The following is a 21,632-nucleotide window of genomic DNA, read 5'->3' as shown; positions in this document are numbered from 1 at the left end:
CGCGCCTGCAGCAGGCGTGGGGAAGGATCGCTGTGGCCACTCCGGAGGACTCACTCTGGCTGAACAACACCGTCACGATCGCCGCCGGGCAGTTCGGCCCGACGACCGACAAACAGGAGAACCTGCGGCAGATCACGATGTATGTGCAGGAGGCCGCCGACCGTGACGCCTCACTGATCGTCTTTCCCGAGTACGCCTCGTACTTCAACGGGCGTCTGGGCGCAGACTACGTCGCCAACGCAGAATCGCTCGACGGACCCTTCGTCACGACTCTGGGGCGCCTTGCTCGCGAACATCGAATGCACATCGTGGCGGGACTCGTCGCCGAGAGCGAGGTCGCCGACAAGTTCTCGAACACCGTCGTGGCCGTCGGCCCAGACGGAGACATCGAGTGTTCGTACAGCAAGGTGCACCTGTTCGACGCGTTCGGGCACAGAGAGTCCGACTGGGTGGTGCGCGGTTCGCTGGAGGGCAGCGCTCCGGTGTTCGAAGTCGACGGCGTCTCAGTGGGGCTGCAGACCTGTTATGACCTGCGGTTCCCGGAGCTGACTCGCCGCATCGTCGATGCCGGCGTCGAACTGGTGGCGATTCCCTCGCAGTGGGTGGGCGGCCCGCTGAAAGAGCATCACTGGAACACGCTGGTGCAGGCCCGTGCCATCGAGAACACCGTCTATGTGCTGGCAGCGGGGCAGTCGATCCCACACGGCATCGGTCGCTCGCTGATCGTCGATCCCATGGGCGTCGTGCTTTCGGCCACCGGCGCGGAGAGCGCCTTTCTCAGCACCGAGATCAGTCTGGAGCGCATCGCCCAGGTGCGTGCGAACAATCCCGCACTGCAGATGCGCCGCCTCGACGTCGTCGTTCCAGACGACGGCTCAGCCGCGCAGTCGCTCTAGGCGCTCGGCGGCATCCTGCAGCACGGCATCCCGCTTGCTGAATGCGAACCGCAGATACGGGCGGTACAGCTCCGCATTCTCGGGCGCTGCGAAGGCAGTGAGCGGAATCGCGACGACCCCGCAACGTTCGGGCATGACACGCGCCAGTTCGGTCGCATCGTCGAATCCCAAGGGGCTCCCGTCGGCGACGCAGAAGTACGAAGCGGCGGCGGGGCTGCTGTCGAACCCAGCTGCGACGAGTCCGCCATGCAGGATGTCGCGGCCGTGCTGCAGCCCGCATCGTATCTGCTCGTAGTCGCTGTTGGGCAGCCGCAGGCCGGTCGCGACAGCAGGCTGGAACGGTGCGCCGGTGGTGAACGTCAGGAACTGTTTCACCGTCTGCACCGCTTGGCGCAGATGAGCAGGAGCGGTCAGCCAGCCGATCTTCCACCCAGTCACTGAGAACGTCTTGCCAGCAGATGAGACCGTGATCGAACGGTCGGAGGCTCCTGGAATCTGCGCGATGCTGGTGTGCCGGGCATCGTCGAAGACCAGGTGCTCGTAGACCTCGTCGGTGACGATCAAAGCGTCGAAGCGCTCGGCCAGCTCGACGATGCGGGTCAGCGCGGCACGACCGATCACGGTGCCGGTCGGGTTGTGGGGGTTGTTCAACAGGATGACGCGGGTGCGTTCGGAGAACGCCTGCTCGAGTCGGTCGAGGTCGAGATCGAATGTGGGCGGCGTCAGGGGCACGCGCACTTGACGCGCGCCGGCCATGGCGATGAGAGCGGTGTATGCGTCGTAGCAGGGCTCGAGCGTGATGACCTCGTCACCGGGGCCGGTCAGTGCGAGCAGCGTCGCTGCCAGCGCCTCGGTGGCGCCTGTGGTGATCAGCACCTCGCTGTCGGGGTCGACGTCGAGACCGTAGAAGCGTTGTTGATGCTCGGCGACGGCGAGACGAAGGTCGGCGAGGCCTGGGCCCGGCGCGTACTGGTTCACGCCGTCGGCGATCGCCTGCCGGGCCACGTCGAGCACGATCTGCGGGCCAGAAGCATCGGGGAAGCCCTGACCGAGGTTGACGGAGCCGGTCTCGATTGCGAGATTGGTCATCTCTGCGAAGACCGTCGGAGCCGGTTGGCCTTTGTCATTCAGCAGACCGACCGCTGCCGCAACGTGTCGCCAGGGCTGTGTGCGCTCCTCGTGCGGGGCGCAATCCTCGTGTGAAGTCATGGCCATAACTCTAGACTCGGTCGCAACAGGATTTTGCTCAGCTTTGACACAGGCGCTTCATAACATGCAGGTGCACGGTGGGTATGTACGAGAGGAACGATTCTTATGACTCCGGAAGATCAGGACGCTCGGTCGCCTCAGGCCGAGCCCGCACGCCAAGAGGCCGCAGCGTCGCAGCAGGTTCCCCCTCGCCAGCCGTTCTCCGAGCAGCCGACCACTCCGCTGCCCCCGGTCTATGCTGCGCCGCCGACTTCTGCACCGGTCTTCGCACCGGGGCAGTCGGACTCTGCCGGCGCACCGGCGCAGCCGACGGCTCAGACGCCGCAATACCCAGAGCAGCAGACGCAGCGGTTTCCGACCGAAGCGTACCCGACCCAGCCGCTGAACGATCCGAGCGCGTCTGCCGGTGGCGGCTTCGGCGGCGGAGACGGTCTCAACGGCGGCTCTGTCGACGGTGCAGACGGCCAACCCGGCACCGCGAAGCGCAGCGGCGGTTCGATCGCCAAAGTGGTCGGCATCGCGGCGCTCGTCTCGGCGCTGGTCGGCGGCGGCACAGGTGCCGCCATCGGCTGGCAGGTCTCGAATCATGGTGAGCCTTCGGTGAGCGCCAGCTCGGGCAGCTCGAACGTCACGATCAACAACCCGCAGAGTGTGACACAGATCACCGCCGCGGCTGCGAAGGCGAGCCCCTCGGTGGTTACGATCTCGGCCACCACCGGCAGCGAGTCCGGCACCGGCTCGGGGGTCGTGCTCGACAACTCCGGCCACATCGTGACGAACACGCACGTGGTCACCCTCGACGGCGCGTCGTCGAAGGCGCAGCTCAGCGTCACACTGAGCGACGGCAGCATCTACGAGGCGTCAGTCGTGGGGCTCGATCCGACCACTGACCTCGCCGTCATCCAGATCAAGAACCCGCCGGCACTGACCCCGATCACCATCGCCGACTCGGCCAAGCTCAACGTCGGCGACACGGCGGTGGCCATCGGCGCCCCGCAGGGGCTGCAGAACACCGTCACCAGCGGTATCGTCTCGGCGCTCAATCGTGCGATCTCGCTGAGCTCGTCGGCTGCTCAGGACGGAAACGAGGGCGAAGACGGCAGCACCGATCAGGGAAACGGCTTCGACTTCTGGAACAACTTCGGCTCAGGCGGCGGCAGTCAGCAGCAGCAGCCTCGCTCGCAGAGCGGCAGCTCGTCGGCGGCAGACAACTCGATCTATCTGTCCGTGATCCAGACCGATGCGGCGATCAACCCCGGCAACTCGGGCGGGCCGCTGGTGAACGATGCCGGCGAGCTGATCGGGCTCAACGTGGCGATCGCCACCGCCACGAGTTCGTCCGGGCAGTCGAGCTCGTCAGGCAGCATCGGCCTGGGGTTCGCGATTCCGGCCAACGTCGTCAAGCGTGTGACCGGCGAGCTCATGGCGAGCGGCAAGGCAGAGCACGGGCAGCTGGGCGCGACGGTCAGCAGCGCCACGGCCCAGGACGGCGCCACCGGCGCTCTGATCAAGGATGTGACCAGTGGAGGGCCTGCAGATCAGGCCGGTCTGCGTGCGGGCGACATCATCACCAAGGTCGACGACGTGCGCATCACAAGTTCGTCGCACCTCATCGGCACTGTGCGTCAGAACGGTCCCGGCACTAAGATCACGGTTGAGTACGTGCGCAACGGCCAGACGCAGAGCACCGAGATCACCCTTGAGGCTTCGGCGCAATGACGAAGTCCGGCCGAGGCGAGCACGGCTCGGACGGAAGGAACCGATCATGACGTCGATCACGGATCACTCTGGAGACGACGATCCGCTGCGCGAGCTCGAGCGTGAGTTCGACTCGGGCAGCGTCGCCGTGCTCGAGCGTGAGATGCAGGAGCTCGAAGAAGACGGCGACCACGATCGCTTCGCACACTATGTGCAGAAAGAGAAGATCATGGAGTCGGCCGTCAACGGCACTCCGGTGCGCGCGCTGTGCGGCAAGATCTGGACGCCCGGGCGCGACCCGAGCAAGTTTCCGGTCTGCCCTGAGTGCAAAGAGATCTACGAGCGTATGCGCGACGAGTGACCGCTGACCTCTGTCGCGTCAGCGGTCACTCGTAGAGACCGGCTGCTCGAAAAGGCTGGCTACTCGAAAAGGCTGGGGATGGCCGGGTCGCCCTTCGAGAGACGGCGACCGTTGGCCGGCAGCTCCTGCAGCACCTCTTGGTGGTGTTCGCGCGCAGCGCGTGTGCCGTTCACCCCGACGTACGCCTGATTGGCCTCGCCCTTCGTGATCAGCGGCACCAGCAGCGAACGGTCGTTCGCGTCGCGGGCCGCAGACTTCTCGACCGCGATGATCTCGGCTGTTGCGCGCCCTCGCGCGTTGATCCGACGTGCGGCATCCTTGCGCCCGCCTTGGTGCGCCTTGCCTGCACTGGTCTTCTGCACCGGTGTCCAGGAGCCGTCGGCGTTCTGTCGGCTGGTCAGTTTGTAGACCATGCCTGCTGTGGGATGCCCTGAACCGGTCAGCACCGACGTGCCCACGCCGTAGCTGTCGACCGGGCACGCCTGCAGCGCGGCGAGCGCGTATTCGTCCAGATCGTTCGTGACGGTGATCTTCGTCTCGGTGGCGCCGAGGCTGTCGAGCTGCTGACGAACCGCGGCGACCGTGCTTGAGAGGTCTCCGGAGTCGATGCGCACCCCGCCGAGCTTCGGCCCGGCGACGCGCACCGCGGTCTCGACACCCTGTGTGATGTCGTAGGTGTCGACGAGCAGCGTCGTATCGACGCCCATCGCTTCGATCTGCGCACGGAACGCCGCCTCCTCGCTGTCGTGCAGCAGCGTCCAGGCGTGGGCAGCGGTGCCCATCGTGGGGATGCCCCAGCGGCGTCCCGCCTCGAGGTTGGAGCTGGCCGCGAAACCGGCGATGTAGGCGGCACGAGTGCCGGCGACGGCCGCGATCTCGTTCATGCGTCGCGAGCCCATCTCGGCGAGTGGGCGCCCGTGGGCTGCGGTGAACATGCGGCTGGCGGCGCTCGCGACGGCGGAGTCGTAGTTGTATACGCTCAGCGCCAGAGTCTCGAGCACGACGCCGTGAGCGAAGTCGGTCTCGAAGGTCAGCAGGGGAGAGTGGTTGAAGTAGAGCTCGCCCTCGCGATAGCCGAAGGCGTTGCCGTCGAAACGGTAGTCGGCCAGCCAGTCGACGGTATCGGGGCGCACCACTTTGCCATCGCGCAGAAAGCGCAGCTGTTCGTCGGTGAAGCGGAAGTCACGCACCGCTTCGAGCAGGCGACCGGTGCCGGCAACCACGCCGTATCGTCGCCCGTTCGGCAGGCGGCGCGCGAAGAGCTCGAACAGACTCGGGACGTCTGCGGTGCCGTCGTGCAGGGCTGCGTCGAGCATGGTGAGCTCGTAACGGTCGGTGAGCAGAGCGGTCGATGCCGCCGTGGTGATGGAAGACACGTTCGTGGTGCGCATGAAGTCACTCTACACGCAAGTGCACCTGTTCAGACATGTATTTTGGGGAGCGTTCTCGTCGTGCCTGGACATCGGCCCGTGAGACAATTGGCCGCATGGGCCAGTCATTGATTCTCGCCAGTCACAACGCGCACAAGCTCACAGAGTTTCGCCGCATCGTCGCTCAGGCACTGCCTGGCGCCGAAGTCGAGTCGTACGAGGGGCCTGAACCCGTCGAGAGCGGGGTCACCTTCGAAGAGAACGCGCTGATCAAAGCCCGGGCCGCCGCCCGTCACGACGGGAGACCCACGTTCGCCGACGACAGCGGCATCGCCGTCGACGTGCTGGGCGGGTCGCCCGGCATTTTCTCTGCGCGCTGGGGAGGAACACAGGCCGGCGACGAGTTCAACCGTCGACTCCTGCTGCAGCAGCTCGCCGACGTCCCCGACGAGCATCGTGCAGCCGAGTTCGTCTGCGCCATCGCGCTGGTGATTCCCTCAGAGGCAGGGCTGCCCCAGCGGGAGCACACCGTCATCGGGCGCTGGCCGGGCAGTCTGCTGCGTGACGAGCGCGGCGACGGCGGCTTCGGCTACGATCCGATCTTCCTGCCGCGCGGCGAGCACCGCTCGTCGGCAGAGCTCAGCGCCGACGAGAAGAACTCGCTCTCGCATCGCGCCCGCGCCTTTCGGGCGCTGGTGCCGATTCTGCGTGACGAGTTCGGAGCCTGAACCCGAAGGTTCAGCTCACTGCGGGAGTGCTCGTTGCGAACAGCTGCTCGCGCACCGCACGGCGCAGCACCTTGCCGAGCATCGAGGTCGGCAGAGACTCGACCACGACGAACGCGCGCGGCACCTTGTACCGCGCCAGCGTGCGCCGGCAGTGCTCCGCCAGCGTCTCGCGGTCGAGAGCGGCTCCGTCGCGCAGCACCAGAGCTGCGGTGACCCGTTCGTTGCCGCTCTCAAGTCGCTCCCCGACGACGGCGGCGGCACGAACGTCGTGATGGGTGCACAGCACCGCCTCGACCTCTGAAGGCGAAACGTTGAAGCCGCCGGTCACGATGAGCTCTTTGCTGCGGTCGACGATGCTGAGGTAGCCGTCTTCGGCCTGCACCACGATGTCGCCGGTGCGCAGCCACTCGCCGTCGATCAGTGTCTCTGCGGTGAGCTCCGGGCGCTGCCAGTAGCCGGCGAAGACCTGCGGGCCGCGTACCAGCAGCTCGCCCTCGCTGCCCGGCGCAGCATCCGCGTGCGGGTCGTCAATCTCGGCGATGCGGATGTCGGTGCTCGGAAACGGCACGCCCACGGTGCCCGGGCGGCGGCTCGGGCCGATCGGATTGCCTGCGATGATCGGAGACGCCTCGGTCATGCCGTAGCCCTCGACGAGCAGCCCGCCGCTGAGACGCTCCCAGCGGTCGACCAGATCGGTGTGCAGCGTCATGGCACCGCTGATCGAGAATCGCACCGAGTGCAGATCGACGCGACCGGCTTCGGCCGCCGAGCAGAGGCGATCGTAGATCGGCGGCACGGCTGGCAGAAAGGTGATGGGCCGTCGACGCTGTGCGGCGATCAGCAAGTCGAGGTCGAACTTTGGCTGCAGCGCCAGCGTCGCGCCCATGGCGATGCCGTAGGCGAGGCAGAGGGTGAGCCCGTAGGCGTGGAAGAAAGGGAGCACGCAGGCGAAGACCTCTTGGCCGCGCCGCAGGCCCGGCACCCATGCCTCGCCCATCAGCTCGTTCGAACGCAGATTGCGGTGGGTCAGCATGGCCGCCTTCGGACGGCCTGTGGTGCCAGAGGTGTACTGCAGGGCGGCGAGATCGCCGAGTGCCGGCATCGGCCAGTCGGCAGGGACCGGCGCGGTGAGCTCGGTGAGGTCGTGAAAGCTCAGCACGGCCGCCTCACCCGGAGATGACAGGGCGGCGCGCATCGTGCGCGCCCGGCTGATCGGCAGGCGCAGCGCGAGGCGGGAGCGCAGCGGCAGCGCCTCGATGAGGTTGACCGCGATCAGGTGCTCGGGGCGACGGTCGGCCGGGAAACCGGCGACGAGGTCGGCGACGGAATCCCACACGATCGCCACTCGGGCGCCGTGGTCGGCGAACTGTGCGCCGAGCTCGGCGGCGGTGTACTGCGGGTTGTGCTCGACCACGACCGCACCGATGCGCAGTACGGCATAGAACGCGACGACGTGCTGCGGGCAGTTCGGCATCACAAGGGCCACGCGGTCTCCGCGCTCCACGCCGAGGTCGAGCAGGGCCTGTGCGAGCCCATGCACCTGGGCGCCGAGGTCGGCATAGGTGAGCGTGCCGCCGAGGAAGTCTGTGGCGACTCGTTGGGAATACGTCGTGACGCTGCGCTCGAAGGCGTGCGAGAGCGTGTCATAGCGCTCGGGAATGTCAGCGGGGACGCCCTCAGCGTAGGAATCGATCCACGGGCGAGATGTCATGGTCACGGATACCTCCAGATGTGCGTGTCGAAGAGGCGGGGACTGGGCGTCTCCGCTGACGTCGACCTGCTTTCAGAGTATCGGGGCACAACTTGTGAGATTCCTGTCTTTGCACAGAAACGACGGTCTGTGTTCGGAGATTACCTCCAAAGTCGTCGTGTGAGGAGCCTTCGGCGAATCAGAGTCGGAAGATTGCAACGACCGCGCCGACGAGCATCGGCAGCGCGAGCAGCCCGAGCATCGTGACGTTGAGCGCCAGACTGTCGCGCAGCACGGCGATGAACTCACGGATCGTGGCGCTGGGGCGATAGTAGCGAGCCGTGTGGCCGCCGACTGCCTGCCCTGGGATGCCCAGACGGCGCAGCAGCATTGCGGCACGAAACGCATGGTAGTCGCTGGTGGTCGCCACGAGGGGGCCGCGTACGTCGCGTGCCTGCAGCAGGTCTTGGGAGAACCGCAGGTTCTGCTCTGTGGTGCGGGAACGGTCTTCGATCGCGATCTGATCATCAGGCACGCCGAGCGCCCGCAGCCGCTCAGCCATGGCATCCGCCTCGCTGCGTGGCTCGTCAGGCCCCTGCCCGCCCGACGCCACCATCAGCGGGGCCCGCCCATCGTGCTTCAGGCAGCGCTCGCGCACCCTGAGGCCGGCACGAATGCGCTGTTCGATCAGGGGAGTGACCTCGCCGTCGCGCAGACCGGCGCCCAAGACGATCACCGCGGCCGCACGCTCGGAGCGATGCCACGCCACGGAGGCGTAGACCAGCGAGTAGAGCAGATAGGCGGTGAATGCGAAGGCCACGTAGCCGATCGGCGGCAGCAGCAGAATCAGCCAGATCATCGTCCACTGGCTCTGAGCCAGAACGGCAGCGACGCAGGCTGCGGTGTATGCCAGCATCGCGAGGCCGGTCGCCAGCGACAGCAGATTGGCGAGTGTGCGCTGCTCGCGTCGCAGCATGGTGAGACCGTTGACGATGAGGTAGAGGGTCAGCACCAGCACCATCAGCAGCATCGCTCCCAGCAGAGAGAGCATGACCCAGCCGAGAATCGGAGAGCCGCTGTCGCTCTCGCCTGCGGGCGCACCAGAGCGATTGCGGTGGGCACGGTCATCGCGAGAGCCGCGAGCCAGAGCACCCCGGTGCGCAGCATCCGGGCATCGCGCACGAAGCAGAACACGCCACTGGCAGCGAGCACGATGGGAACGATCATGATGAGCCTCTCGGTGGAACGCCCTTCAGCGTATGGTCTGGGGGCACACGGACGGATCGTTCTCAAGGATGAGACGCAGAGATCAGCCTGCAGGCCGATGTGCCGCTGAGCGCGACGGCGGATTCTGGAACCATGAATGATACGAATTCGCAACCAGCCGGCGACGCGCGGCTGACCGCACTGAACTTGGTGAAGATCTATCACGACCCCGAGCACCCGGAGACACAGACCCCAGCACTCAACGGTGTGTCTCTGGTCGTGCGGCCAGGGGAGTCTCTGGCGATCATGGGGGCCTCGGGGTCGGGCAAGACGACTCTGCTGCATGTGCTCGCCGGCATTCTGACGCCGGACAGCGGGCAGGTGCTGCTGCATCTGCCGCAGACCGACGCATTGATCGAGGTCAGCGGACTGAACGGGCGAGACCGCACGCGGCTGCGACGCGAGCGCTTCGGCTTCGTCTTTCAGCAGGGGCTGCTGCTGCCCGAGCTCACTGCGGTCGAGAACGTGGCGATGCCGCTGATGCTTGACGGGGTCGGTCGACGCGAGGCTGAGTCGCTCGCAGCCCAGTGGCTCGTCTACCTAGGCCTCGCCGGCATGGAGCAGCGGCGCATCGGGCAGCTCAGCGGCGGCCAGGCCCAGCGCGTCGCCATCGCCCGTGCACAGGTCACCGGTGCCGCCGTGATCTTCGCGGACGAGCCGACCGGCGCGCTCGACTCAGAGACCTCGGCCGAGGTGCTCGCCGCATTGCTCGACTCGACAGTGGCACAGTGGCACAGGGGCGCACGCTCGTCATGGTGACGCACGATGCCGCTGTTGCGAGCAGATGCTCGCGCACCGTGCACATGCGCGACGGTCGGCTGGTCAGCGAGCAGGTGGCGTCATGAGCGGGACGGACGTCGTACCGGCTTCGGCCTCTCTGCTGTCTGCGCGCCGTCGTCGCGCCCGACTCTTCACCATCTGCTGGGTGCTGTGCCGGCCTGCTCGCAGCGACTGGGCCTCGCTGCTGCTTCCGGCGGTCGCGTTCGCAGTGACCACGGCGCTGGGGCTGACCGTGCTGGGCGGCACGCTGATGTTCTGGAACTGGCAGACCGAGATCGCGCCGGTGTATCAGATGCTCAGTCTGCTGGCCGTGGTGCTGCTCGCCGTGCCGCTGGTGAGCCTGGGCGCTGCGGCCGCACGACTCTCGGCTCGGCGACGCGACGAGCGGCTCTCATCGCTGCGACTGATCGGGGCGCCTGGCTCGACCGTCACGCTGCTGACCGTGCTGGAGTCGACGGTGATCGCCATGGTGGGCGCACTGGCGGGCTGCGTGCTCTCGACGGCGTGGCTGCCTCTGGTGGGGCTGCTGCGCTTCGGCGGTGCGCCCATTGGGGCCGCCTCGCTGTGGGTCGGGCCCGGACGGCTGGTGATGGCAGTCGGCGTGGTGGGCGCGATCGCGGCGATCAGCGCCGTGGTCGGCCTGCGTCGAGTGATCATCTCACCGCTTGGCGTGCGGATGCGACAGACCGCTCCGAGAATGCGCACCCGCCGGCTGGTGATCAGTCTGATCGTGCTGGCCGCCGCCGCGCTGGCCGCAAAGCTGGCCGGTGCGGCGACAAGCGTCGCGATCGTCGTCGCCGTGGCGCTCGGCTCGTTGATGATCGGGCTCATGATCCTCAACCTGCTCGGCCCATGGGTGCTGTCGGCCACCGCTCGACGCGGTGTGCGGCGCGCCACGACGGCCGACCGGCTGATCGCGGCGCGAGACACCCTGGAGTCTCCGGCGGCGGCCTGGCGGCAGGTCGGTGGTCTTGCGTCGATCACGTTCGTGGCGGTCATCGCCGGGGCAGGGCTGGCGATGGCAGGTGCTGCCAGCGGCGATGCCGGTGCAGAGGATGCCATGCTCATCACCGACATGCGCACCGGCGTGCTGCTGACGCTCGCGATCGCCTTCATGATGGTGGCCTGCTCGGTCGGTGTAAACCAGGCTGCTGCCGTGCTGGACCGCCGTGACCTGTACCAGGCGATGTCTGCGATGGGCATGGATCAGTCGACGATGGAGGCTGCCCGCCACCGCGCGGTGTTCTCTCCGCTGACGACCGTGGTGGTCGTCTCAGCCCTCTGTGCTGTCGTGGTCGCGGGGCCGATCGTCGGCGTCGGCCTGTTCCTGCAGCCTTTGGCGGTGCTCACCGTCGCACTGACCTTCGGGCTTGGGTTTGCGATCGTGTGGCTCGCGCTCGCGGCCACCCGGCCGCTGCTGCGGCAGGTGCTCGTTCGCGAATAGAGGTGCGTCAGCTGCGCCAGAGTGTGCCAGCGGGCTCTGATGTCATGAGTGCGGAAGGCGGGACTTGAACCCGCACGCTCGAAAGCACAGGAACCTAAATCCTGCGTGTCTGCCAATTTCACCACTCCCGCGTGGCAGCGGGTGTGGTGAAGCAGAGAACTGAGCCGCCACTCCCGCGATGCAGCGGTTTCGGGCCGCTGAGACGAGGTGATTCTAGCAAAGCATCGTGGCCGCTGCCGCTGGGAGCACCGGACGTCTGGAGGTATTGACTGCCTGGTCAGCGTACTATCGAGAGCAGGTCAGCCTGCCGCCGATCGGCCGGCAGAGATGGGGTCACAGATGGTGTCGCGCAGAATCTACGCAGATCGAACCGAGCAGTCGTTCGAGAGCGCCGAGGAACGTCGAGCTCAGGGCAAGGCGTATCGAAAAGAACTGCCGATCGAAGAGCTGGGGCGGTACGTTCGCAGCGATCGAGACCCCGTCGCCATTCTGAAGAAGCAGGACGAAACGCGACTGCCCGATCTGGTGCCGCTTCGACATGAGCGCATGTCGGCATCCCCGTTCACCTTCTATCGCGGTTCGGCGCGTCTGATGGCCTTCGACCTGGCCCAGCAGCCGAACACCGGTCAGCAGGTGGTGGCCTGCGGTGATGCGCACATCAGCAACTTCGGCTTCTTCGCGTCGCCCGAGCGACGTCTCGTCTTCGATCTCAACGACTTCGACGAGGCCGCGCCAGGCCCGTGGGAGTGGGATGTGCGGCGCATGGTGGCGAGCGTGGTGCTCGGCGCGAAGGATGCCAACTACAGCGACGAAGACGTGCAGCATCTTGCCCAGCAGACTGCGCATGCCTATCGCATCGCCATTCGCGGTCTCTCTCAGCAGTCGGCGCTGGAGCGCTACTACCAGTCGATCGACGAACAGCTGATCGTCGACCGTCTCGATGCCTCGTCGCTGCCTGCCTTTCAGAAGGTGGCTGCGAAGGCACGGCGGCGCACCTCGGTGCAGGCTGTGACCAAGATGACCGAGCTCGACGAGAACGGTCGACTGCAGTTTCGAGAGGATGCGCCGGTGCTCACGCACCTCATCGATGCGCCTGCCCGCGATCTGCGCAAGCTCTATCGGGAGTATCTCGCCTCGGCCTCTCCCGACATCCGACTGCTGCTCGAGAAGTATCGACTCATCGACGGGGCCAGGCGCGTGGTCGGCGTCGGCAGCGTTGGCACTCGCTGCTACGTCGTGCTGCTGCAGGACGCCGTGGGCCAGCCGCTCGTGCTGCAGATCAAAGAGGCGGTCACCTCGGTCGTCACGGAGTTCAACAAGCCGAACGCGTCGACTCCCGACACGCTGCAGCGCCGAGAGCACAACGGCAAGCGCGTCGTCGACCATCAGCGCATCCTGCAGGCGGTGTCCGATCCGTTCCTCGGCTGGGGATCGGCAGGCGGGCATGACTTCTATATTCGTCAGTTCCGCGACATGAAAGGGTCGATCGACCTGTCGAAGCTCAACGCCCGCGGATTCGAAGAGTACGTCACAGGCTGTGGTCTGCTGCTGGCCCGCGCGCACTCGCAGAGCCCGGCCCTGCACTGGATCGCCGGATACCTGACGAAGGGCGCCAAATTTGACAAAGCGATGACTCGATGGTCGATGGCGTACGCCGAGCAGGTGGACGAGGACTACAAGCGGTTCGTGGCCTGAGCATTGCCTGAGCAAGCCGCTCGCAGAGGGGATCAATCGCACAGGAGTGAGTCGACCCCGGTAGAGTAGTGGGGATATGGCTGACCTCGAAATCTCTGAACGCATTGACGCACTCCGTTCCACGTACGGCGACATTCGCCAGGTGGTCGACCCCGAATCGCTGTCCCAGCGCATCGAGGAACTCAATGAGCAGGCTGCTGCGCCTGGGCTCTGGGACGACTCCGAACGCGCCCAGAAGGTGACGAGTCAGCTGTCGCACGCGAAGTCGCAGCTGCACAAAGTCGAGTCGGTCGGCCAGCGCATCGACGATCTGGAGGTCTTGGTCGAGCTCGCCAACGAAGAGAACGACGAGGCTTCGAAGCGCGAGGCGGAGCATGAGCTCGAGCAGCTGCAGAAGTCGGTCGACGACCTCGAGGTGCAGACGCTGCTGAACGGCGAGTACGACGAGCGTGGTGCCGTCGTGACGATTCGCGCCGGTGCCGGGGGTGTGGATGCGGCAGACTTCGCCGAGATGCTGCTGCGGCAGTACACGCGGTGGGCTGAGCATCACGGCCTCAAGCCCACGATTCTCGACACGTCGTATGCCGAAGAGGCGGGCATTAAGTCGGCCACCTTCGAGATCGACGATCCATACCTGTTCGGCAAGCTCTCAGTCGAAGCCGGTACGCACCGGCTGGTGCGTATGAGCCCGTTCAACTCGGCGGGCAAGAGGCAGACCTCGTTCGCCGCCGTCGAGGTGGTGCCTCTCGTCGCACCGACCGAGCACATCGACATTCCCGACGCCGACATCCGCGTCGACGTCTTCCGTTCGTCCGGTCCAGGCGGTCAATCGGTCAACACGACCGACTCGGCTGTGCGCATCACGCACCTGCCCACCGGCATCGTGGTGAGCTGTCAGAACGAGAAGAGCCAGATTCAGAACCGCGCTGCCGCGCTGCGTGTGCTGCAGTCGCGCCTGCTCGAGATCCGTCGACAGGAAGAAGAGGCCACGAAGAAGGGCCTCGCCGGTGACATCAAGGCCAGCTGGGGCGACCAGATGCGCTCCTATGTGCTGGCTCCGTACCAGATGGTCAAAGACCTGCGAACCGGCTATGAGGTGAACAACCCCGACGACGTCTTCGACGGCGATCTCGACGGGTTCATCTCGGCTGGTATCCGCTGGCGCAAGGGAAGTGCACGGCAAGACTCATGATGATCAGTTTCGAGAACGTCTCCAAACGGTACAAGAAAGCCGACCGACCGGCTCTCGAAGACATCACCCTCGACATCGACAAGGGCGATTTCGTCTTCATCGTGGGTGCGAGCGGTTCGGGCAAGTCGACGATGATTCGACTCATTCTGAAAGAGGAGAAAGTCAGCGCCGGCGACATTCACGTGCTCGGCTACGATCTGCGTGCGATCTCGTCGCGGCGAATCCCGTTCTACCGCCGCAACCTCGGCGTCGTCTTCCAGGACTTCCGTCTGCTGCCGAGCAAGACGGCCTACGAGAACATCTCGTTCGCGCTGGAGGTGACCGGCAAATCGGCCGGCTACATCCAAGAGGCCGTGCCAGACGTGCTGCGTCTGGTCGGGCTCGACGACAAAGGCAATGCCATGCCGCACGAGCTCTCCGGTGGCGAGCAGCAGCGTGTCGCGATCGCTCGCGCAGTGGTGACCAAGCCTGCGATTCTGCTGGCGGACGAGCCGACCGGCAACCTCGACCCCGACACCAGCGCAGGCATCATGAGCGTGCTCGAACGCATCAACGCCGGCGGAACGACCGTGCTGATGGCCACCCACGACACGACGATCGTCAACCGCATGCGCCGCCGCGTCATCCAGCTTGAGAACGGGCACCTTGTGCGCGACGAGCGGGACGCAGGCTACCTCGAAGAGAGCCCGGTCGTGGCTGCGGCCCAGGCGTCTGCTGCGGCTCGGGCCGCACATCCAGAGACACCTGCCGCCGAACCGCAGCGCCGACAGCCGGCAGCGCCGACGTTCACCGCCGCATCGCTGCAGAGCGAGACGAAGCCCGCCGCCCGCGGCCAGCAGCCGGCCGACGGAGGCGCCGAAGCATCCTCAGAGCGTGCCCCGCAGCCGCCGAAGACTCAGACGAGCAGCCCGGTGCCCGCCCAGTCGCGCAACCCGGTCGAAGAGGTGCGGCAGTTCACGACCGAACGCATCGTCATCGAGACCGAACCCGTACTCGACGGGTCGGCACCCCCGCAGCAGGTCGACCACCTGCCGCCGCGCGTGCGGATGCCTCATCAGCCCACGTCGAACGGCACGACGGCGACTCCGCAGACGGATCGGCCGGCCACGCAGCCGCCGACCGCGCCACGAGCTGCAGAGCCAGCACAGCCTGAGACCGGGCGCCTCGAGCTCGACGCCGAGGAGGACATCCAGGTGATCGCCTACGAATCGCAGCCGCTGACCGAGCGTCTGGGGCTTGTGGGCGGCAGCCAGCCCGCACCGGCACCTGTCGAGCGTGGGGCGCAGCAGGCGAACGATGCGCGATCAGCAGACGGGCGCGTCGGTGACCAGCCCCGTGGCGCGCAGGGTGATGAGAGCGAGGAGCGTCGGTGAACTTCCGTCGAATTCTGGCTGAGACGCGAACCGGACTCAGCCGCAACATGTCGATGGTCGTCTCGATCATCCTCGTCACCTTCATCTCGCTGACCTTCGTCGGCGCGGCCGTGGTGCTGCAGCAGCAGATCAACTCGATGAAGACGTTTTGGTACGACAAGGCTCAGGTGGCGATCTACCTGTGCTCTGACACCTCGTCGGTCGATCGCTGCCCGCAGGGTGCAGTGACCGACGACCAGAAGCAGGCCATCGAGCAGAAGCTCGACTCGCCGCTGTTCTCGGAGTACGTCGACCGACACTACTTCGAAGACCAGCACCAGGCCTATGAGAACTTCAAGCAGCAGTTCTCGGACAACCAGGCGCTGAGCTTCGTCACCGAAGATCAGCTGTGGAGCACGTATTGGGTCAACCTGAAAGATCCCACCCAGTCGCAGGTGATCATCGACGCATTCACGCAGGAGCCCGGCGTCGACCAGGTGCAGGATCAGAAGGCCTATCTCGACCAGATCTTCTCGGTGCTGAACGTCGGGTCGCTGACTGCGCTCGTGATCGCCGGCCTGATGCTCGTCGCCGCCATTCTGCTGATCACCACAACGATTCGTCTGTCGGCGTTCTCGAGACGAAGAGAACTCGGCATCATGCGACTGGTGGGCGCCTCGAACTTCTTCATACAGACGCCGTTCGTGCTCGAAGGTGTGGTCTCTGCTCTGATCGGCTCGGTGCTCGCCAGCGGCGCGCTGGCGGCCATTGTGAAGTTCTTCGTGCAGGGGTATCTCGCCAACGCGATGCCGTACACGGCGTTCGTATCGCTGCACACCATCTGGCCGGTGTTCCCGATCGTCATCGGGGTCGGCGTGGTGCTCGCCGCACTTGCCTCGGGCTTCGCGATCAGACGCTATCTGCGAGTGTGACCTGATGCCGAGAGATCAGGGCGAGCAGCTCATCGCCAGTAACAAGAAGGCCCGGCACGACTACACGATTCTCGACACCTATGAGGCGGGGATGGTACTGACGGGCAGCGAGGTGAAGTCGCTTCGCGAGGGGCGCGCGACCCTCGCTGACGGCTACGCGTACATCGATCGCGGCGAGATGTGGATCGACAACGTGCACATTCCGCAGTATCTGAACGGCACCTGGACGAATCATGCGCCCAAACGCAAACGAAAGCTGCTGCTGCATCGTCAGGAGATCATCCGCATCGGGCGCGGGCTTGACTCGGCTGGCACGACGCTGGTGCCGCTCAAGCTCTACTTCAAAGACGGTCGGGTCAAGGTCGAGATCGCTCTCGCGAAGGGCAAGCGAGAGTACGACAAACGCCAGACGCTGCGCGAGCGCCAGGACCAGATGGATGCCAAGCGTGCGATGGCGAGGATCAACCGGCGGAACGATCCCCGCTGAGCCGCGTGTTGTCGGTGTCCTTCGCGTGAGCTCGGTGCTCTCGCGTGAGCTTGACGGTGAGTGAAAAAGTCACCTCAACTGCTTGATTGTCTGCCTTAGGTGAGGGTAGCCTTATTCGTGGTAGTGACGAAGTCTTCGAGCAGATCGCCTCACGCTTTGATCTGGCTCGGTGGCCAACTCTCATGATCGGCGCGGTTCTTCAGATGCGCTGCCGATCTCACAATTGAATACTGGACGCACGTGAGGCCCCGCGAGAGCGGGGCCTCGCCATTTAACGGCGGTGCTGACGGTAGGGAATGCAACGGCCGATCTGGCGTTGTAAGATGATGAGTCCACCGTTCGGAAGCGATTTCGCACGGCGGCCAGTTGAAAACTGAAGAGGGGCCGATCGGTTTCGACACTGTCTTGATGATTGTGAGAAGCGGGCCGAGAAGGCGTGGATGATCTCGTAAACCAAGTCACGCAACCCAATAGGTGCCAACAACAAACGCACCGATTTCGCCCTCGCTGCGTAAAGCGAGCTAGAAATCCGTTCAACTGAGCATGCCTTCGCCTCAGACCTGAACGTCATTTAGAAGGCTTGCCGCCGCACCAAGTGGGAGGGTGCGTCGGGACTTTTCAGACCCACTGGGCTCGTCAGCCAGGCGTCTGTCACGACGGCTGGGGCCAAGTAGAACGCTAGACAGACTACGCCCGTAGAAGTCGCATGAAATGAGCAGTGGACCCGGGTTCGATTCCCGGCGGCTCCACTATGAAACACTGAACAGTAGCCTCTGCTGTCGACACGACCAGTCGTGTTGACGCGGAGGCTGCTGCCGTTTCCGGGCGTCACCTACACGCGGCGCGCTCTCAGTCGAGCAAGTATCATGACCGAAGCGCGCTGTCCACATAGGCCAGCCCGGAGTCGCACAAGCGCCCGACAATCGATCGCATCCCCAAGGAGCTGCTCTCGACATCCGCGTGAGCGCCTTGGCAGCCTCTGGGCAGGGCACATCACCACGGAGCGGAGTGCTGCCGTTGATGAGAGGGCCAGTGAAGAGACCACCGCTTAAGAGACAGACGCTGCTGCGAGCCGCCGTCGGCGCTGCCCTTCTGCTGGCGACTGGAGCGGGAGCCGCTGGGTGCGGTGACACCGTCGGTTGCGACGACAACGAACCTAATAGCGTCCCGGCGGCGACGGTCAGCGTGGCACCAGCTGTGGTGTCACCGTGGAAGACTCGTGGAGGCCACGGCCACGGGCACGGGCACGATCAAGGCCGAGATCATGACACCCACACCGAGGGGTGGTGGCCCCCATTCGGCGGGCGCTCCCATAGCCACCCATGTCACACAGCCACACCTGACGGGGGAAGCGATCGCACGCCCTGACCGGGCGCGTCGATCGTGTGCCCCGCTGTTCGAGCAAGATTGAGGTCACACAGCGCTCGTCGACGCACAACGTCTGTCGCTGCCAGACACAGCCGTGCAGCGGCCTCGAGCGCGGCGAACTCCGAATCACGTCTGGTCGGAGGATGCGGGCGCGACCGCGGAGTCCGTCGACGCATCTGTTTGCGAGGCAGGCTGATGCGGAGTCGCGTGGCCTTTCTGCGCCGCGAGCAGCCGATCGATCTTGCGTTCGAGTTCGCGAAACTGTGCTCGGGTCGCGGCCTGGTTGTCTTCGTCGACCTGGTGGATGCGTTCGACGATCCACGATGCGAGCGTGCCGGTCACGGTGCTGATCAGCGTGATACCGCCGGCCATAAGCGCGACGGCTACCAGTCGGCCGGTGAGTGTCGCCGTGGTGAGATCGCCGTAGCCAACGGTGGTGATGGTGACGATGCTCCACCAGATCGCGTCGCCGTAGGTCTCGATGCTTGACCCCGGCTGGCCGCGTTCGGCATCGAGAATGGCGAGCGAACCGACCAGCACGAGTAGGCCGACGGTGCCGATCACATAGACGAGGATCTTGCCTCGCAGCGCGGCGCCAGCGGTGCGCTGCAGCACGCGCAGCAGGGTGATCAGACGCAGCAGCCTGAGGGGACGGGCCATCGGCAGCAGCACCATTGCCAGATCCAGCAGGTGTGTGTAGAACCAGCGCCAACGGGGGTGCGCGAGCAGAATCGAGACCACGTAGTCGACCAAGAAGATCGCCCAGGTGACGTTCATCGTCCATTCGGTGACGGTGCGCAGACGACCGTCGGGGTCGCCGATCACCTGCCAGGCGTATGCGAAGAGGAAGATCAGCGCGGCGATGGCCAACGGCCAATCGGTGACGCGCTTCCAGCGTTGGAGGTCAGCCCCGAACGTGTGATGAGAGCCGAACACAGTCAGCAGATTAGAGTGCGGAGAGCTGCACAGGTGCGTGACCGATCGGCGTGCTCGAGCGTAGGCTCAGGCGACGCCGACCGGATCGAACGCAGAGGGGCAGGAATCAGTTGCGGCCTGAGAGTGCGGCAGCTTTGAGACTGTTGAACTCGTCGGGAGTGATGACTCCCTGGTCGAGCAGCTGCTTGGCCTGGGCGATCTCTGCGGCAGGGCTGGTGCCTGCGACCGAACGCACGTACGCCTCAGCGGCGTCTTCGACCTGTTTCTGCTCTTTGGCTGCACGCTCGGACATGCCAGAGCCGCGCGCGATCAGGTAGACGATTGCGGTCACGAACGGCAGGAAGATGAGGAAGACGAACCAGATGGCCTTGGCCCACCCATTGAGCTTCTTGTCACGGAAGAGATCGGAGATGATGCTGAACAGCGCCATCAGGTAGGCGATGAAGACGAAGATCGTGATGAACCACCAGATGGTGTTCCAAATGGTGGACCAGAAATCAGCAAACATGTGAGTCTCTCTCGTGATCGTCGGCTGCGGGGACTGAGTCGGTCTCGGCCCCTGCCGAATCCATGTGAATTGCGCTTCTCATTCTAGTGAGAACAGAGTGTGCTGAACCCTACGCGGCAGGGCGTCGACTCTGCAGCCATCCGACCGCGAGTCTGATGGCCACGGGCAGAACCGAAAGCACGACGATGAGAACGAGAATGACGTCGACATGGTCGGCTATCCACGGGATGCCGCCGAGCAGATGTCCGGCCACCGGCAGACCGATGCCCCAGATCAGGGCACCGACGCCGTTCCAGAACAGGAACCTGGTGCGTCCGTAGCCGGCGACGCCTGCTGCGAAGGGGACGAATGTGCGAATGATCGGAATGAACCGAGCCAGGAGAATTGCCGGCCCACCGAAACGCGCGAAGAAATGACTGGCCTTCGCCGAATGAGGGGCGAGGCGGCCCTGCACAGAGCGAGCGATGCGCTCACTGCGCAGTGAGAGGCGTCCGATGCTGTAGCCCGTCTGATCGCCTGCGAACGCCATCACGGCGATCACAAAGCACACCAGCCACAGCGGCAGCGCCGAGAGCGCCTCGTTCTGCGACTGAGCGGCACCGGTCAGCATGCCGAGCAGAAAGACCAGCGAGTCTCCCGGCAGAAAGAAGCCGATCAGCAGACCCGTCTCGGCGAAGACGATGACCGCGCAGACGACCAGCGCCCATGGGCCGGTGGCAGCGAGAATGACGTGGGGATCGAGCCAAGGAAACACCTGCTCACTCTACTCGCCGGATGGCCCGGTCACGCCCGTCTCACAGCCGCGTCTGCTGTGCTGAAATGACGGCGGTCGCCTGTCGTCTGCCGGAAGGGCACCCCATCAGTGACAGAGACAGGCGACCGTGCGGGTGGAGATCCCGGCGTCGCCGTCAGCGCCAGCCGCTGATCAGGCGCGAGGATCGTCGACGATGCACTTCTTCTGCTCAGCGGTGTAGAGCCAGTCCATGCTCACGTCGAACGGAGCGAACCACTCGGTGGCCTCGACGCCGGTGCGCTTGTCCTGGTGCAGGCCGTAGTTCTTCGGAGGCGCGATGTGGAACGTCACCGTGTACTCTCCGGGGTTCTCCAGCGATCCAACGAGCCCGGCGGCCTCTGCCGACTTCGGGATGTTCGTGCCGTAGTGCGACCCGTCGGCGGCGTTCATCTCCATGAACATGCCTTTGACGATCTCTTTGCCTGACTTGTCGGTGACCGTGTAGTCGATATTGAGGTCTGCGGGGGTCTCATCGACTGACCAGCCGTACTTGGTGCCCTCTTCGTTGACCTTGACGTCGAGCTCGATGTGCGCGATCGAATCGGCATAGGCCGGCATCATGCCGCCGTCAAACGCCATATCGCCGGGCTGAAAGTAGTTGGCCTCCATATGGAACGGGCCCTCATCGGCGTCTCCGACGGGAATCTCATGGTTCTGACCGTCGTCTTCAGGCGTACCGCACACCGAAGGGGCCAGGCGGGCGTCTTCGGCGGACGAATCGCTGCTCGCGGCCGTACTGCTCTGGGTGCTGCCGTTGTCGCTTGATGAGCAGCCGGTCAGCGCCAGCGTGCTGGCGGATGCGACCAGGCAGATGCCCAGTGCGGTGCGGGTCATGCGGTTCATTGTCATTCTTTGCTCCTTTAGTCTCTGGGCGACCGGACGTCGCCCCGAATGGGGGAAAACTGCGGGGAAGGGTGGTGGCCGGTG

General features: G+C 65.3%; 18 protein-coding genes, 1 tRNA gene, 1 other RNA gene and 1 pseudogene. 12 read left to right on the top strand and 9 right to left on the bottom strand.

Features of this window, described 5'->3' with window-relative positions; translation table 11 throughout:
• Positions 1–32 precede the first annotated feature (32 nt).
• Positions 33–896 carry a carbon-nitrogen hydrolase family protein gene (locus F8O09_RS09890; RefSeq protein ID WP_225732988.1) on the top strand — a complete coding sequence of 288 codons (864 nt, stop codon included), beginning with the start codon at positions 33–35 and terminating at the stop codon, positions 894–896.
• Here F8O09_RS09890 and F8O09_RS09885 read toward each other — a convergent pair.
• Entirely contained in the window at positions 876–2,105 is a 1,230-nt protein-coding gene (locus F8O09_RS09885) for an aminotransferase class I/II-fold pyridoxal phosphate-dependent enzyme (RefSeq protein ID WP_158055168.1), read from the bottom strand. The genes F8O09_RS09890 and F8O09_RS09885 overlap by 21 nt on opposite strands.
• 105 nt (positions 2,106–2,210) lie before the next feature.
• Between F8O09_RS09885 and F8O09_RS09880 the strand changes: the two genes are divergently transcribed.
• Together F8O09_RS09880 and F8O09_RS09875 are read left to right on the top strand one after the other, a co-directional pair.
• Positions 2,211–3,824: a S1C family serine protease gene (locus tag F8O09_RS09880; RefSeq protein ID WP_158055167.1), complete on the top strand. Its 1,614-nt coding sequence runs from the start codon at positions 2,211–2,213 to the stop codon at positions 3,822–3,824.
• A gap of 46 nt (positions 3,825–3,870) precedes the next feature.
• Entirely contained in the window at positions 3,871–4,164 is a 294-nt protein-coding gene (locus F8O09_RS09875) for a DUF3039 domain-containing protein (RefSeq protein WP_158037296.1), read from the top strand.
• 59 nt (positions 4,165–4,223) lie between these two features.
• On the opposite strand, the gene F8O09_RS09870 is transcribed toward F8O09_RS09875, so the two are convergent.
• Positions 4,224–5,555: a nicotinate phosphoribosyltransferase gene (locus F8O09_RS09870; RefSeq protein WP_158032045.1), complete on the bottom strand. Its 1,332-nt coding sequence runs from the start codon at positions 5,553–5,555 to the stop codon at positions 4,224–4,226.
• Between the two features lie 95 nt (positions 5,556–5,650).
• Here F8O09_RS09870 and rdgB point away from each other — a divergent pair, with 95 nt between their 5' ends.
• Positions 5,651–6,262, top strand: coding sequence for an RdgB/HAM1 family non-canonical purine NTP pyrophosphatase (rdgB, locus tag F8O09_RS09865; protein ID WP_158055166.1), 612 nt, complete (start codon positions 5,651–5,653; stop codon positions 6,260–6,262).
• Between the two features lie 10 nt (positions 6,263–6,272).
• Here rdgB and F8O09_RS09860 read toward each other — a convergent pair whose 3' ends face one another.
• Together F8O09_RS09860 and F8O09_RS09855 are read right to left on the bottom strand one after the other, a co-directional pair.
• The gene (locus F8O09_RS09860; RefSeq protein WP_158055246.1) at positions 6,273–7,973 is read right to left on the bottom strand and encodes a long-chain-fatty-acid--CoA ligase; all 1,701 of its coding nucleotides are present in this window, start codon (positions 7,971–7,973) and stop codon (positions 6,273–6,275) included.
• A 178-nt stretch (positions 7,974–8,151) separates the two neighbouring features.
• A complete protein-coding gene (locus F8O09_RS09855) occupies positions 8,152–9,003 on the bottom strand; it encodes a YdcF family protein (RefSeq protein WP_158055165.1) in 852 nt (283 codons plus the stop codon).
• Between the two features lie 308 nt (positions 9,004–9,311).
• On the opposite strand from F8O09_RS09855, the pseudogene F8O09_RS09850 reads away from it, so the two are divergent.
• Together F8O09_RS09850 and F8O09_RS09845 are read left to right on the top strand one after the other, a co-directional pair.
• A pseudogene (locus F8O09_RS09850) lies at positions 9,312–10,063 on the top strand (ABC transporter ATP-binding protein).
• The gene (locus F8O09_RS09845; protein ID WP_225732987.1) at positions 10,060–11,442 is read left to right on the top strand and encodes a permease; all 1,383 of its coding nucleotides are present in this window, start codon (positions 10,060–10,062) and stop codon (positions 11,440–11,442) included. The pseudogene F8O09_RS09850 and the gene F8O09_RS09845 overlap by 4 nt, the downstream one beginning before the upstream one ends.
• Positions 11,443–11,491: 49 nt before the next feature.
• On the opposite strand, the gene F8O09_RS09840 is transcribed toward F8O09_RS09845, so the two are convergent.
• Positions 11,492–11,573, bottom strand: a tRNA-Leu gene (locus F8O09_RS09840).
• A 208-nt stretch (positions 11,574–11,781) separates the two neighbouring features.
• Here F8O09_RS09840 and F8O09_RS09835 point away from each other — a divergent pair.
• The 6 genes from F8O09_RS09835 (at position 11,782) to ssrA (ending at position 17,852) form a co-directional block, all read left to right on the top strand.
• The gene (locus F8O09_RS09835) at positions 11,782–13,137 is read left to right on the top strand and encodes a DUF2252 domain-containing protein (protein ID WP_192497650.1); all 1,356 of its coding nucleotides are present in this window, start codon (positions 11,782–11,784) and stop codon (positions 13,135–13,137) included.
• Between the two features lie 76 nt (positions 13,138–13,213).
• On the top strand, positions 13,214–14,329 hold the full coding sequence (gene prfB, locus F8O09_RS09830; protein ID WP_158032040.1) for a peptide chain release factor 2: 1,116 nt from the start codon (positions 13,214–13,216) through the stop codon (positions 14,327–14,329).
• On the top strand, positions 14,326–15,702 hold the full coding sequence (gene ftsE / locus F8O09_RS09825) for a cell division ATP-binding protein FtsE (protein WP_225732986.1): 1,377 nt from the start codon (positions 14,326–14,328) through the stop codon (positions 15,700–15,702). The genes prfB and ftsE overlap by 4 nt, the downstream gene beginning before the upstream one ends.
• Positions 15,699–16,613: a permease-like cell division protein FtsX gene (ftsX, locus tag F8O09_RS09820; protein WP_225732985.1), complete on the top strand. Its 915-nt coding sequence runs from the start codon at positions 15,699–15,701 to the stop codon at positions 16,611–16,613. Before ftsE ends, ftsX begins: the two co-directional genes overlap by 4 nt.
• Positions 16,614–16,617: 4 nt before the next feature.
• The gene (gene smpB, locus F8O09_RS09815; RefSeq protein ID WP_158032039.1) at positions 16,618–17,100 is read left to right on the top strand and encodes an SsrA-binding protein SmpB; all 483 of its coding nucleotides are present in this window, start codon (positions 16,618–16,620) and stop codon (positions 17,098–17,100) included.
• A gap of 380 nt (positions 17,101–17,480) precedes the next feature.
• Positions 17,481–17,852, top strand: a transfer-messenger RNA (tmRNA) gene (gene ssrA / locus F8O09_RS09810).
• Positions 17,853–18,594: 742 nt separating this feature from the next.
• On the opposite strand, the gene F8O09_RS09805 is transcribed toward ssrA, so the two are convergent.
• The 4 genes from F8O09_RS09805 to F8O09_RS09790 form a co-directional block, all read right to left on the bottom strand.
• Positions 18,595–19,404, bottom strand: coding sequence for a potassium channel family protein (locus tag F8O09_RS09805; protein WP_158055163.1), 810 nt, complete (start codon positions 19,402–19,404; stop codon positions 18,595–18,597).
• A 106-nt stretch (positions 19,405–19,510) separates the two neighbouring features.
• A complete protein-coding gene (locus F8O09_RS09800) occupies positions 19,511–19,912 on the bottom strand; it encodes an SHOCT domain-containing protein (protein ID WP_158055162.1) in 402 nt (133 codons plus the stop codon).
• 109 nt (positions 19,913–20,021) lie between these two features.
• Positions 20,022–20,666: a DedA family protein gene (locus F8O09_RS09795; RefSeq protein ID WP_158055161.1), complete on the bottom strand. Its 645-nt coding sequence runs from the start codon at positions 20,664–20,666 to the stop codon at positions 20,022–20,024.
• A gap of 171 nt (positions 20,667–20,837) precedes the next feature.
• Entirely contained in the window at positions 20,838–21,539 is a 702-nt protein-coding gene (locus F8O09_RS09790; RefSeq protein WP_192497649.1) for an iron transporter, read from the bottom strand.
• Positions 21,540–21,632: the final 93 nt, after the last annotated feature.

This window comes from Pseudoclavibacter sp. CFCC 11306, assembly GCF_008831235.1.
Classification (GTDB): domain Bacteria; phylum Actinomycetota; class Actinomycetes; order Actinomycetales; family Microbacteriaceae; genus Pseudoclavibacter_A.
Note: the sequence above shows the minus strand (reverse complement) of the source record. Positions and strands in the feature narration are given on the sequence as shown.

Coding starts and splice junctions, on each gene's coding strand:
- F8O09_RS09835 (WP_192497650.1), top strand. CDS start 11,782: ATGGTGTCGCGCAGAATCTACGCAGATCGAACCGAGCAGTCGTTCGAG.
- F8O09_RS09790 (WP_192497649.1), bottom strand. CDS start 21,539: ATGACCCGCACCGCACTGGGCATCTGCCTGGTCGCATCCGCCAGCACG.
- ftsE (WP_225732986.1), top strand. CDS start 14,326: ATGATGATCAGTTTCGAGAACGTCTCCAAACGGTACAAGAAAGCCGAC.
- smpB (WP_158032039.1), top strand. CDS start 16,618: ATGCCGAGAGATCAGGGCGAGCAGCTCATCGCCAGTAACAAGAAGGCC.
- F8O09_RS09845 (WP_225732987.1), top strand. CDS start 10,060: ATGAGCGGGACGGACGTCGTACCGGCTTCGGCCTCTCTGCTGTCTGCG.
- F8O09_RS09855 (WP_158055165.1), bottom strand. CDS start 9,003: ATGCTCTCTCTGCTGGGAGCGATGCTGCTGATGGTGCTGGTGCTGACC.
- prfB (WP_158032040.1), top strand. CDS start 13,214: ATGGCTGACCTCGAAATCTCTGAACGCATTGACGCACTCCGTTCCACG.
- F8O09_RS09800 (WP_158055162.1), bottom strand. CDS start 19,912: ATGTTTGCTGATTTCTGGTCCACCATTTGGAACACCATCTGGTGGTTC.
- F8O09_RS09885 (WP_158055168.1), bottom strand. CDS start 2,105: ATGACTTCACACGAGGATTGCGCCCCGCACGAGGAGCGCACACAGCCC.
- F8O09_RS09875 (WP_158037296.1), top strand. CDS start 3,871: ATGACGTCGATCACGGATCACTCTGGAGACGACGATCCGCTGCGCGAG.
- F8O09_RS09880 (WP_158055167.1), top strand. CDS start 2,211: ATGACTCCGGAAGATCAGGACGCTCGGTCGCCTCAGGCCGAGCCCGCA.
- F8O09_RS09860 (WP_158055246.1), bottom strand. CDS start 7,973: ATGACATCTCGCCCGTGGATCGATTCCTACGCTGAGGGCGTCCCCGCT.
- F8O09_RS09870 (WP_158032045.1), bottom strand. CDS start 5,555: ATGCGCACCACGAACGTGTCTTCCATCACCACGGCGGCATCGACCGCT.
- rdgB (WP_158055166.1), top strand. CDS start 5,651: ATGGGCCAGTCATTGATTCTCGCCAGTCACAACGCGCACAAGCTCACA.